Here is an 11870-nt window from a genome sequence, read left to right as displayed (position 1 = left end):
ACGTGACGAGCGGCACGATCTCGTTCACCTCGCAGGACGGGGTGGGCTCGGTGACGCTGGGTGGCAATCCGATTTCGAGCAATGCGGCCAGCCCGACGGTGTTCACGGCCGGCCCGGCGTCGGACGGCCAGGTGAGCGCGTATTACACCTATGACAGCGCGACGGGCACCGGAACCATCCACTACACCTATACGCTGACCACCGACTATCTCGACCCGACCCATACCTCTGGTGCGAACGTCGAAGCCACTCCGAGCTTCGCGGTCGTCGTGACGGACCTGGACGGACAGACCGCATCGGGCAACCTGTCGATCAACGTGATCGACGACGTGCCCCAGATCCTCTCTGTTCAAAGCGCCGTGATGCCAAACGTGAGCAATACCGACGCCCACGGCACATGGCAGCCTGTCTTCGGCGCGGATGGCCCCAGCGCGACGACCGCGATCGGAATTGCCATGGGGACCGCACCCGCTGGCGAGACCTACACGCTAACCAACAATGTTGGCACCAGCCTCACGGGCGAGCAAATCATCAAGGTTACGGTGACCCCGACCACGGGGTCGGCCTACACATTCTACGAGTATACGCATTACGACGCGACAACCCACAGCTCGGAAATGTTCGCGTATCAGACGCTGGCCGGCGCGCAGACGGGACTGGCCAGTAATCAATTCTTCACGCTCACGATGGCGGCGGACGGCACATACGATTTCCATCTTGCATCGAACCAGTTGCAAGTCTCGGCAACCACTGATCTGACGAGTATCTCGGCTGGTCATAGCAGCTGGGCTGAAGTCAATGGGACAACCTCCAGCATCGGCAGCGGCACCCCGCCGGCCGGCTATGACGTCCTGGTCCAGGGCGGCACCAATTATATAGCGGCAACCGGTGCATTCACACTGGGATATGTGAATTCAAACAATCACAGCTTTGGCGTGAACAATGCCAATTTCGACAATGGCGAGGTTGTTGGTTTCAAGTTCGGCACAGCGCAAACTTACGCATCGTTCGGCGTCTATTCGCCGGCCACAACCGACAGCTTCCAGATTTATATCTGGGATTCCACGCATACACACTATTTGACCGAGACGGTGACGGGGAATGCCTCGACATTCATTGTCGATGCGGCCCACTGGACCGGCACTGGCGCCAATAACTTGGCAGCATTCAATACCTTTGTTGCGACGTATGGCGGTTTCTCGGAGATGGACGTCGTAAATACCGGGACCTCGGTTGGCCTCACATCCATCAGCTACAACGAGAAAGTGACGGTGGCCGACACGACGCTGACTTTCGCTCCTACCATCACCGACGGTGACGGCGACACGGCGTCGTACGGCAACAGTCTCTCGGTATCCCTCGTCGGTACCCACACCGGCTCCGGATACCAGCTGTCGGGCACGAACGACGTTTTCGTAGCAAGCGCGAGCGGGCACGACACGTTCACGGGGGGCGGAACCAGCGACACGGTGGACTTCTCCAACGCGTCAGCTTCCGTCCAGGTCAATCTCTTGACGCACGTTTACGGCGGAGCAGCGAGTGGCGACACGTTGACGGGAGTAGAGAACCTGATCGGCTCCTCGCATGATGGCGACGTTCTGGTTGGCGATGCCAACAACAACGTCCTGATCGCCGGCACGGGCCAGAGCACGATGACGGGCGGTGCGGGCGCGGACACCTTCGTTGTCAATGCAGCCACCTGGACCAGCCATGGCAGCATCCACGACCTTATCACCGACTATCACTCCAGTGAGGGTGACACTGTCGATTTGAGCAAAGTCCTGGATGCCGTTTTCGGCGGCAACCAGACCTCGACGGATGCACTCGGCAGCCTTAGTGCGACCAATGACGGGACAAATATCCACATTAACGTCACCCATGGCGGTTCGACTGTCGAAGTGGCTACCCTGACGGCCTATTCGGGCATCTCCCACACACTCAACATTGTGTATGACGACGCCCATCACGCAGCGAGCGTGCCCGTGCCGTAAGGTACACGGGTTCGATCAATCGGCTTCGCCGAGGGAATGCTGATACCCTTTTGGCGAAGCCCGATTTGAGGAGGTGGCAGCTGCCCTGTTCCTTGACCGTTCGAAGAAGACGGCGGAGCAGGCAATTCGGGCGGATACGAGCAGTTTACGACAGTGACTGTGGCTTAAGGGGCACAGTACGCGACGGTGCTCCCGTGCTATGCATTAGCGAAGCTTGAATTGGCAATATCTAGGGGGACTTACATGAAGTGTAGCGCAAAACTTCTGGCCTCGGCCACGGCATTCTTCCTGGCCGGATCGACGGGCTTCGCCGCCGACATCATCGGCGAACCGGCGGTGAACTATTGCCGGGCCGTCGGCACGTCGGACCTGGTGCTGACCAACAACATGGTCGAGCTCAAGGACAAGGTGGTGAAGCTGATGAATGAATCCGTCGCCGTCGCCAACAGCCCGGAATGGATCAACTCGTCGCGCCCCGCCTTCGTCTGGGCATCCGAAGCCAAGGTCGCCTGCGGCAAGGCCTATGGCTACCTGAAGACGAACTACAAGGACGAGGACTACCTCAACAAGTGCGAGTGCTTCCACGACCGCATGGTCGAATACATGCACTGAGCTGACGGCGAGCACGCCGGCTGACGGCAATGATTGTCCTGGAAACCTCGACGGGAGCACCTGCCCCGGCGCCGGCGGATGCCGGTGGCAGACAGCAAGGCCGTTTCCGGAAACGCCCATGGACCCGGGGGTGGCCGATCACGCTCGTGCTTGTGGCGGCCATATCCGGCTGCCAGTCGAAGAGCAGCGCCTCCGACGTTCTCGACCCCTCAGCAATCGCCGGGCCGGCGAGCCAGCCGGCCAGCCCGGCCACGCCAGTGCAGCAATCCGTCGCCGCCGCCACGGCCCCCGGCCGAGCGCAGGCCAACCTGACGCTCGGTACCGGACCAACGAAGATTACCATGCTGCTGCCGATGTCGGCTCCTGGGAGTGCCGGGGAAACCGGCAGGAAGATGAACGATGCGGCGCGACTTGCCATGGGCGATCTCGGTGACAAGCTGCTAACCCTGACTATCCAGGACACGCGCGGCGACAGCGGCTACGCCAAGGATCTCGCGGTGAAGGCGATCACGTCGGGCGGCGCGCAGGCCATCATCGGGCCGGCCGAGCTTCCCGCCGCGCAGCATCTTGCCAAGCTGTCGGGCTCGAAGCGGCCGCCAGTTCTGGCGCTGGCCGACAATTTCACAGGCGGCCCCAGCGTCTATTCGGTGCGCCTCAGCGAAGCCGACAGCGCGGCCGCCGGAGCGGCCGCCGTCGCCAGCAAGGGTGCGAAGAAGTTCGTGCTGTTGGCGCCGGCCGGTACGGACACCAGCGCAATCGAATCCAGGGTCGCCAACGCGCTCAGCATCTATGGCGCGACACTTGCCGTGACGCTCCCCTATGCGACAGCAGACGGCGACAAGGCGGTGTCCGACATGGGCTCGCTGGTGGATGCGCCCAACGCCGTGATCGTAGCCAGCGGTGACGGCAGCCCGACACCCGTGCTGGCCGCGCTGAAGGCGAAAGGCATTCCGGGCAAGGCCGTGACGCTGATCGGCACCCATCGCTGGCTGGAGCGGCCGATGGATCCGCTCTATGAGGGCGCCTATATCGCGACGCTGGACCAGAGCGAGACCGGGCCGATCGCCGACCGCTTCAAGGCGACCTACAATTACCAGCCCGACCTCGATGTCGCCTACGCCTACGACATGGTGGCGCTGGCGGCGGGCATCGCGAGTTCGGCCGGCCCGGAAGGCTTCAGCAAGCAGGTGCTGGAGAATGCCAGCGGCTTCCGCGGCTCGACAGGCCTGTTCCGCTTCCGCGCCGACGGCTCAAGCCAGAGGTCGATGCCGTTCTTCAAGGTGGAAAAGGGCCAGCTAAAGCTGGTGCAGAAGCAGACTTCGGGGTTTTAGAGCGAGCAAGCTCAGTTGAGGTGCTCCAGAATGCCGGAACTGGTCGCAACCCTCACGGCCACGTAAATCTGGAATCCTATGGCGCAAATCGCCGCCGCTGCTATCGGCACGCCGAATGGCACAACGCCCTTGCGGTCCATGTGTTGCACATAGAGCCTAAATGCGCCTGCCGGCAGCATGAACGGGTTTTTGATGAGCGCGACCACAGCAACCGCGAAAACCAGCAGAAAGACAGTGAAGACTACGAGACCATCTCCGCCGATCAGAAATGGTATGGCAGCCATCAGTTTCACGTCACCGGCGCCAACCTTCCGCAGGACCCAGAATGGAAAGAGCGCAACGAACAGCAAGACGCCGCCGAGCGCGCTGAGGCCCATGTCCCACCACGATCCTGCCTGAACAGCAAAGAGTTGCAGCGAGCCAAGCCCCATGCAGAGCAGTAAAAGAACGTCGCGGTTGGAAATCCTTTGCGTGGAAAAGTCCAGCCAAGCTATCCTAGCCAGCAGAGGGATGGCCAGCGCCTTGAGCACGAGTGAAGCATAGAGCAACATTCTAAAACTATCGCTCTATGTTCTCGACGCTGGAAGCCAGGAGCTTCAGGTTGTTGTTGACCGTCGGATCCTTCGGCGCCAGTTCATACGCCTTGAGGAAGTTTGTGCGTGCTTCCGGCAGCTTGCCGCGCAGCAAATAGGAATAGCCAACATTGTTGTAGTATTCCGGAGTGGCGCCGAGCAGCCGGTATGCGCGGGCATAGGCGCGATCCGACAAGTCGAAGCGCCTGATGCGGTCGCAGGACGCCGCCAGCCCCAGCCAGGCAACGCCGTCATCGGGAGCCAATCGCGTCGCCTTGTAGAACAATGCACCGGCATTGCCGTAGTTCTCGGAGCGAAACTGCGTCTTGGCCTCGGTGACCGCCTGGTCGGAGGCGTAATAGTCTACGTCGCTGACCGTTTTCAGCCCTTTAAAGGCATCGCCGAAGGCCGTGAAGTCGCCTTGGGCCGGCTCGTTGGTACGAACCACGCCATCGGCTGGATCCATCCCCTTGGTCTGGCAGCCAGCGACCAGAGCCAGCAGCACACCAGCTGCGGCAAGGCATACCCGTCTTTTCATCCCCTGCTCCAAGGAGCCCTCCGACTCATATTTTAGCAAATAAGCATATGGATGCTTAGAAGAAAATGCCCCTCATGCGAATGACAACCGGCAGAAGCACAATCATAAGCACCACCGGAAAGATGCATATGCCCAGCGGAATCATCATTTTGACGGGAAGCACGTTGGCGCGCTCCTCCGCCTGCAGGATTCTTTGAGTCCGCATTTCATCACTGTAAACCCGCAGGGCTTCGGTCAGACTGGTCCCAAGCTCTTCGGATTGCCGAAACAGCACCGCTAAGGCCCGCGCTTCCTCCAGGCCGATACGGTCCGCAAGTTCGCGCAATGCGTCACGCAGAGGTTTGCCCGCGCGCAATTGCAAATTCATGATCGACAGTTGGATGCCCAGCCATTTGTGCGTGCCGGCCATCTCCTGGCTGACCCGTTCGACTGCTGCCTCCAGGCTCATGCCTGCATCGGCGCAGGTGATCATCATATCCATGAAATCAGGGAAACCGCGGCGATAAATCTTCTTCTGGGCGTTTTCGAAACGGTCGAGTGCGATGCTCGGAATGACCAGGCAAGCCAACCCGAACAATGACGCGCCGACCAACGACACGAATCCCGGTATTTGCGCCGGCAAGATAGCGGCCAATCCGGCGTAGCATCCGAGGAACCCGATGGCGACGGCCGCAATTCTCGATAGGGTGTAAAGGGCCGGGGCGTTGGCGTTGTGAAAACCAGCCCGAAACAATCTCGCCTCAAGCGCGTTTGGCTCGCCGCGCTCTTTCTCCAGCGCGCGGAAATACGCTTCCACGGGCCGCTGCGCCGAGATTTTGACGAGTTGCTGCTGTGCTGCGAGGGAACGCCGGTTGGCGATACCCTCCGACATCAAGCTCTCCGCCACCAGCCGGCGTGTCTGGAAGGCCGGCAGCAACACGAAGCCGCCGACCAGAAAAAGCGCTACCGCCGCCCCGAACACAAAAATCGAGACGAGAAGCTCGGAACTGAGGATGTTGGATAGGAGGTCGATGTCGGGCCCCATTCAGAAATCGAAGTTGACCATGCGATACATGATGAAGTCGCCGAGCAGAGCCCAAACGCCAAAGATGGTGAAGACCGGGAAGATGAGAGGGTTGCCCCAGACGGCCCCGTAGTAGCTCGGAGCAACCAGTGCAAGGATCCCAAACATGACGATCGGGAACAGCGAGATGACCCACGCCGAGAATCGACCTTCGGCGGAAAGTGCCCTGATTTTCAACCTGAGTTTTTGCCGCTCGCGCAAGACCTTGGACAAGTTGGCGAGGATCTCGGTGAGATTGCCTCCCGTCTTCGATTGAATGGACAAAGAGACTGAAAGAAGGTGCAGGCCTTCAAAGCCGACGCGCTCCGACAGCTTTCGCGCCGCCTGTTCCATGCTCAGCCCGAAGGTGACCTCGTCGGCGACGATGCCGAACTCGGTGCCAAGCGGATCAGGCATTTCGCGGGCCACGAGGCCAACCGCAACCGAAATCGGATGGCCGGCCCGCAGCGAACGCACGATCATGTCCAGCGCATCGGGCAATTGCCTGGCGAACCTCAAAATCCGTTTGTTGCGGGCCCTGCGGAGATACAACAATGGGAAAACAAAGGCCACGACCAGGAAAGCGATGAAGGCGGTTGCAGCTGACGCTGCCGCCAGCAGGACAAGGAGCAGAGCCACAATCAGCCCTGCCAAAATGAAGATCGCAACAAATGTAAGCGGATTCCCGGTAACGCCAGATTGAGTGTAGAGCCTGTTCAGCGTAACGGCGCCGAACAAGTAGTCGCCGGAACTGGTCAGCCCGCGTTCGCGCAGCAGCCCTTGTAGGGCCTGCTCGGCGGGCACCTCGTCCGCCAGTCGCTTTAGCCGCCGGTTTATTGTGCCGGCGCGTGCGCGGCCTTTGACATAGGTGACATAGAGCGCCTCGGCCGCGAGGATGACGGACGCCGCGGCCAGCACATAGACGAAATAGAGAAGCGTCTCGCTGCTGAACATCAGAGCGGAACCTGCGGATTGAAGGCGTCCTTGCCGAAATGAAGGCCGAGCGTCGCTGCTTCCTGGGCAAAACGCGGGCGAATGCCCGTGGCGCGAAACTCGCCGACGATCTGGCCGTCCGCTGCTACGTCACGGCGAACGAAGTGGTAGAGCTCCTGCAACTGAACGACGTTGCCTTCCATGCCGGTCAGTTCCGAGATGGAGATGACCCGGCGGCCGCCATCAGCGAGGCGCTGGGTCTGCACGATGATATCTATAGCCGAGGCAATCTGCGCGCGGATGGATTCCTGCGTCATCGGCATGCCTGCCATGCCGACCATCTGCTCCAGACGGGAAAGCGCATCGCGCGGCGTATTGGCGTGGATGGTCGTCATCGAACCTTCATGGCCCGTGTTCATGGCCTGCAGCATGTCGAAAGCTTCTTCGCCACGTACCTCGCCGACGATGATGCGATCCGGGCGCATGCGAAGCGCGTTCTTGACCAGTTCGCGCTGTCGGACTTCCCCTTTGCCCTCGACGTTGGGAGGCCGAGTCTCTAGCCGCCCAACGTGCGGCTGCTGCAGTTGCAGTTCCGCAGCATCCTCGATGGTGATCAGGCGCTCCCTGGCTGGAATGTAGCTCGACAAGGCATTCAGCAGCGTGGTCTTGCCGCTGCCGGTACCTCCAGAAACCAGGATCGATTTGCGAGCCTGGACCGCAATCCGCAGCAAATCGATCATCGGCTGACGGATCGAATTGAAAGCCATCAATCGTTCAAGCGAGTAGGGATTCCTGGAGAATTTGCGAATGGAGACGAGCGGACCGTCGACCGAGATCGGCCGCACCGCGATGTTGACGCGCGAACCGTCGTCCAGGCGAGCATCGACCATCGGGGAGGACTCATCGACACGCCGACCGATGTTGGAGACGATCTTGTTGACCACCCGCAGCAGATGCGCCTCGTCCCGGAAACGGATCGAGGTTTCCTCGAGCATGCCGCGGCGTTCGATGAAGACATGGTTGTGTGTATTGATCAGGATGTCAGCGATTGAATCGTCTTTCAGGAGAGGTTCGATCGGGCCGAGTCCGAGCATCTCGTCCGCGGTGTCGCTGGTCAGTTGATCCAACTCACGTGCGTTCAACGGCACATTCTGGGCGCGCACGAATTCGCGCACGATCGGTCGGATCTCATTGAGTATCTCGTCCTTCGACGCGTTTTCCAGGGCCGTGAGGTTGAAGCGATCGATGAGGTGGCGGTGTAGATCGACCTTGAGCGTGAGGAAATCGTCGGCCTCCGACTGGGCCTGCGCCACGGCAGCGCCTGCCGATCCGTGCGATGACACGACAGCAGCCGGCTGCAGAGCTTTCTGTTCGCTCGGCCCTTTGATGAAGCGTCCCAGCATTTGCTCAAGCCCCCAATCCGCCTGAACGGAAATCATAATCCGCGGCCGCTGCAGATCGGCGGTAATCCACCGTACTGCATCGAAACCCTTTTCCATAGTGAGACATGGTCATTTTCATCCCCTTCCGAACTCAACCAATCGTTGTGAAGATTGATCGTTCTCGGAACGCACCTGCCGCGGCATCCGGATCCGGGCAATCCAGCTGACAGATTTGATCGACATCGCGGCCACCGCCAATCCCGCGACAACGTCGACCAGATAATGACCGCCTTGCGGAAGCGTCGCGAGGATCAACATTGCATTGAGAGCGTAGACGGGAAGCGCGATATATCTGATACCGCGCATGGAATATGCAAAGATTACTGCCAGGGCGGTGTGGAAGGACGGGAAGGTCACGAGGCCTTCTGGATGTTCGATCAGGAACGGCTTCAGCATCCGCAACTGATGAAGTTGTTCAAGATGTCGGGTCGAGGCTCCAGGACCGAACGAACTCAAAAGATCCGGCGCCGGGTGATAGAAGTCAAAGGTGCCAGCAGCAGGCACTACAATCATTATCAGGCACGTTAAGAAGCCAGCGAGCCCAAACTGCGCTGTAAATTCCTCCAACCGGGCTGATCGGGCAGTCAACACCAGAATAGCCGGCAGCACCAATACCTGCATGTACAAGCTGCCATAAGCGACCGAAAGCCAGTAGGCGACCGTTGGATGACTGTTGAGCAATCTTACGAAGGCAATCCAGTCAAACCCCAACGTAGCGTCACCTGCCGCCAGATAGCTATCCAACAACGGGCGGCTCGTCGCGGTCGCCAAATAGGTAATGAGCAGCAGTCCTATCGAAAACATAGTTATGAACACATACGCCATGATTAGCGCCTGCATCCTTGCAACAACTTCACTGAGTATGTCTCGATGACGGAGAGGCGTTTTGCGAAGTTGAAGGCGCATCGCGCCGAGAACCACCCAAAGTAGAGCCCAGGGCGCGTTTGCGATTGCCGTCCCAATCAAAAGAGTCTCGTTCGGATTCACAGTCGAGAACGGCAACCAGACCAAGTCAACGACCGCAATTGCTACGAGCAAACCCGACATAAACGCAACTAGCCAGCCGCTTGCAAAATCCGCCAGCCCGTTCCCAGCCCATTCGCGTATCCGGCGCCCCGTCGGTTTGGCCGGCAATTCGAACGGTACATTGTGCGCAGAGCGCGGCAGGCATGCCTGCTCCCCACTCCCTAACCGCCCGCGCTCTAGCCGGCTCATCACAACACGCTATTCCCCGCCAATTCCCAGAGCCGAAACTAAGCGTTAACCACGACGGGCACAAGCGACGGGGCGGGGCAAAACGTGTATTACTTGCAACATAGTTAAAAAATCGAATTTCAGAAAATCGTTTTACTTATTTCCGCAAAACCCAACGGGTCGGCATGCCCAACCGCTCCCCATCGACATAGCCCTACATAGCACGTAAATCGCTGCATATAAAGGGTTATGTATGATTTCTAATTTATTGTTTTCGCATCCTAAGGCGCGCTGGAATTGTGAACGAATGGTTAAGAAGGCTTGAAAAACGAAACGAATCAAGCTCTTGTCGAAGAAGGGATTACAAATTTTCATGTATTGGAAGGTTAAAGGATTGTTAATCCGTTTGACTTCGCTTTTTCACGCGACCTAGGATTGAACTCGACGGGGGGATGCTTGGGTATGGGGTTCATCCTTGGCTCTGTCTCGTCGGGTTCAAACCTCCAAAGGGAGAAATTGGCATGAAGAAGCTCATGACGATGGCCCGGCAGTTCCGCGACGACGATAACGGCGCTGCTATGGTCGAATATTCCATTCTGATCGGCATCATCGCTGGCGCAGCCATCCTGGCTATCGTTGCCATCGGCGGCTGGGTGAGCGGGCGCTTTACGGGCCTTTGCAGCATCCTGAACGGCAAGGGCGTGCTTGCCGGCGGCGGTACTGGCACCTGCGTTGCATCAGCTGGCACCGGTACCTGATCAATCAGTTCCTTGCCGGGCCCGAGTTGTTTGATTTGGGCCCGGTTTGGTTCATCCTCAGGAGCGACGGACATGAACAAGCTCATGACTATGGCTCGGCAGTTTCGCAACGACGAAAGCGGCGCCGCCATGGTCGAGTATTCTATCCTGATCGGCATTATCGCCGGTGCGGCAATCCTGGCGATTGTTGCGATCGGCGGCTGGGTCAGTGGTCGTTTTACAGGCCTTTGCAGCATTCTAGACGGCAAGGGTTACCTTACGGGTGGAGGCACTGGCACCTGCAACGCCGGCGCCGGCACTGGTACCTGATACTTGTTGGGCCCGGACCTCAGGTCCGGGCCCAATATCGGCCGCATCAGGGCTGACGCTGCCGATCACCAAGGGCCTTTTTTTGGGGTTTAGGCTTATGCGCGCTAACACAATCATCATGATCATCCTCGCCTGCGTATTCGGCGTACTGGCTGTCGTGCTCGCCAATTTCTGGCTCGCCAACCAACGCAGCGCGCTCGCACGAGGCAACGATCTTCCGCGTGACACCGTCGTGGTTGCCGCCGTTCCTCTCAAATTCGGCGACACGCTGACGGAAGACAAATTGCGTGAAATCGCCTGGCCGGCGGGCGCGATTCCAGCCGGGGCTTTCAAGACGACCAAGGACGCGCTAGCCGGCAACGGCACGCGCCAGGCCCTACAGACGATCAGCGCCAATGAGCCCGTCCTTGCCAGCAAGATCACCGGCGCCGGGCAGCGCGCCACGCTTTCGGCCGTGCTCGGCGAAGGCATGAAGGCCGTTTCGATCCGCGTCAACGACGTCCTCGGCGTCGCCGGTTTCGTGTTTCCGGGCGACCGGGTGGACATACTCCTGACGCGCACGGCCCTGGATAGCGGCAACGAGAAAAGCTTCGTCGACGTCCTGTTGCAAAGCGTCAAGGTGCTTGCCGTCGACCAGGTAGCCGACGAGAGCAAGGATAGCCCGACGGTTGTGAAAGCCGTAACTGTCGAGGTCAACACCAAGGATGCCCAGAAGCTGACGCTTGCGGCCGGAGCCGGACAATTGTCCCTCGCGTTGCGGCAGGCGGCTGGCAACCAGGGTGAATCGACAGAGCGCGTGACACTGGCGGACCTGACCGGGGACACCCCGGAGGATGTCGCCAGAAAACAGGCGGAGCTCGACAGGCAGAAGGCCGCCGAAGCCGCTGCCGCGGCGGATCGCAAGCAGGCCAACGCAAAGATAGATGGCTTGGCGCAGGCGGTTGAGAGGGTCGGCACCCAGATCGACCAGTTGAGCAAGGTGAAGCCGCAGCCCGCTGTGGCGCCCGCACCACAACAGCAAGAAGTTATAAAGGAAGTGGTAAAATATGTGCAGCCGGAGCCACCGGCCAGGGCTACAATAGGGGTCTTTCGCGGCGTGAAGCTCGAAACTTACGACGTGCCGCGCCAACGCTAGAAAAGCGAGCGGC

Annotated in this window: 12 protein-coding genes; 6 read left to right on the top strand and 6 right to left on the bottom strand. The window is 59.5% G+C overall.

Annotated features, from left to right (window positions below):
- The 3 genes from Q0L57_RS07550 to Q0L57_RS07540 form a co-directional block, all read left to right on the top strand.
- Positions 1–1991, top strand: a 1991-nt coding sequence (locus Q0L57_RS07550) for a type I secretion C-terminal target domain-containing protein (protein ID WP_296740517.1), incomplete at its 5' end; no start/stop codon positions are given.
- 243 nt (positions 1992–2234) lie between these two features.
- Positions 2235–2603 carry a hypothetical protein gene (locus Q0L57_RS07545; protein WP_296740514.1) on the top strand — a complete coding sequence of 123 codons (369 nt, stop codon included), beginning with the start codon at positions 2235–2237 and terminating at the stop codon, positions 2601–2603.
- A gap of 146 nt (positions 2604–2749) precedes the next feature.
- Positions 2750–3934 carry an ABC transporter substrate-binding protein gene (locus tag Q0L57_RS07540; protein ID WP_296740510.1) on the top strand — a complete coding sequence of 395 codons (1185 nt, stop codon included), beginning with the start codon at positions 2750–2752 and terminating at the stop codon, positions 3932–3934.
- A gap of 11 nt (positions 3935–3945) precedes the next feature.
- On the opposite strand, the gene Q0L57_RS07535 is transcribed toward Q0L57_RS07540, so the two are convergent.
- The 6 genes from Q0L57_RS07535 to Q0L57_RS07510 all read right to left on the bottom strand — a co-directional run bounded on the left by Q0L57_RS07535 (position 3946) and on the right by Q0L57_RS07510 (position 9676).
- On the bottom strand, positions 3946–4485 hold the full coding sequence (locus Q0L57_RS07535) for a prepilin peptidase (RefSeq protein ID WP_296740508.1): 540 nt from the start codon (positions 4483–4485) through the stop codon (positions 3946–3948).
- 7 nt (positions 4486–4492) lie between these two features.
- Complete coding sequence (locus Q0L57_RS07530; RefSeq protein ID WP_296740506.1) at positions 4493–5044, bottom strand: tetratricopeptide repeat protein; 552 nt, start codon at positions 5042–5044, stop codon at positions 4493–4495.
- 55 nt (positions 5045–5099) lie between these two features.
- Positions 5100–6068 carry a type II secretion system F family protein gene (locus Q0L57_RS07525; protein ID WP_296740503.1) on the bottom strand — a complete coding sequence of 323 codons (969 nt, stop codon included), beginning with the start codon at positions 6066–6068 and terminating at the stop codon, positions 5100–5102.
- The gene (locus Q0L57_RS07520) at positions 6069–7040 is read right to left on the bottom strand and encodes a type II secretion system F family protein (RefSeq protein WP_296740501.1); all 972 of its coding nucleotides are present in this window, start codon (positions 7038–7040) and stop codon (positions 6069–6071) included.
- The gene (locus Q0L57_RS07515) at positions 7040–8422 is read right to left on the bottom strand and encodes a CpaF family protein (RefSeq protein ID WP_296740520.1); all 1383 of its coding nucleotides are present in this window, start codon (positions 8420–8422) and stop codon (positions 7040–7042) included. The genes Q0L57_RS07520 and Q0L57_RS07515 overlap by 1 nt, the downstream gene beginning before the upstream one ends.
- A gap of 114 nt (positions 8423–8536) precedes the next feature.
- Positions 8537–9676 (bottom strand): phosphatase PAP2 family protein, encoded by a 1140-nt coding sequence (locus Q0L57_RS07510; RefSeq protein ID WP_296740499.1) that lies wholly within the window; start codon positions 9674–9676, stop codon positions 8537–8539.
- 500 nt (positions 9677–10176) lie between these two features.
- Here Q0L57_RS07510 and Q0L57_RS07505 point away from each other — a divergent pair, with 500 nt between their 5' ends.
- From Q0L57_RS07505 to cpaB, 3 genes are all read left to right on the top strand, one after another.
- Positions 10177–10413: a Flp family type IVb pilin gene (locus Q0L57_RS07505; RefSeq protein ID WP_296740497.1), complete on the top strand. Its 237-nt coding sequence runs from the start codon at positions 10177–10179 to the stop codon at positions 10411–10413.
- 72 nt (positions 10414–10485) lie between these two features.
- On the top strand, positions 10486–10722 hold the full coding sequence (locus tag Q0L57_RS07500; protein ID WP_296740495.1) for a Flp family type IVb pilin: 237 nt from the start codon (positions 10486–10488) through the stop codon (positions 10720–10722).
- 97 nt (positions 10723–10819) lie between these two features.
- Positions 10820–11857, top strand: coding sequence for a Flp pilus assembly protein CpaB (gene cpaB / locus Q0L57_RS07495; RefSeq protein ID WP_296740494.1), 1038 nt, complete (start codon positions 10820–10822; stop codon positions 11855–11857).
- The last annotated feature ends 13 nt before the right edge of the window (positions 11858–11870 follow it).

The sequence above is a fragment of the Mesorhizobium sp. genome (genome assembly GCF_024509055.1).
GTDB lineage: Bacteria > Pseudomonadota > Alphaproteobacteria > Rhizobiales > Rhizobiaceae > Mesorhizobium.
The sequence above is the reverse complement of the archived record's forward strand: the minus strand, read 5'-3'. Positions and strand labels throughout refer to the sequence as shown.

Coding starts and splice junctions, on each gene's coding strand:
- Q0L57_RS07515 (WP_296740520.1), bottom strand. CDS start 8,422: ATGCTGGGACGCTTCATCAAAGGGCCGAGCGAACAGAAAGCTCTGCAG.
- Q0L57_RS07525 (WP_296740503.1), bottom strand. CDS start 6,068: ATGGGGCCCGACATCGACCTCCTATCCAACATCCTCAGTTCCGAGCTT.
- Q0L57_RS07530 (WP_296740506.1), bottom strand. CDS start 5,044: ATGAAAAGACGGGTATGCCTTGCCGCAGCTGGTGTGCTGCTGGCTCTG.
- Q0L57_RS07510 (WP_296740499.1), bottom strand. CDS start 9,676: ATGAGCCGGCTAGAGCGCGGGCGGTTAGGGAGTGGGGAGCAGGCATGC.
- Q0L57_RS07500 (WP_296740495.1), top strand. CDS start 10,486: ATGAACAAGCTCATGACTATGGCTCGGCAGTTTCGCAACGACGAAAGC.
- Q0L57_RS07545 (WP_296740514.1), top strand. CDS start 2,235: ATGAAGTGTAGCGCAAAACTTCTGGCCTCGGCCACGGCATTCTTCCTG.
- Q0L57_RS07520 (WP_296740501.1), bottom strand. CDS start 7,040: ATGTTCAGCAGCGAGACGCTTCTCTATTTCGTCTATGTGCTGGCCGCG.
- cpaB (WP_296740494.1), top strand. CDS start 10,820: ATGCGCGCTAACACAATCATCATGATCATCCTCGCCTGCGTATTCGGC.
- Q0L57_RS07535 (WP_296740508.1), bottom strand. CDS start 4,485: ATGTTGCTCTATGCTTCACTCGTGCTCAAGGCGCTGGCCATCCCTCTG.
- Q0L57_RS07505 (WP_296740497.1), top strand. CDS start 10,177: ATGAAGAAGCTCATGACGATGGCCCGGCAGTTCCGCGACGACGATAAC.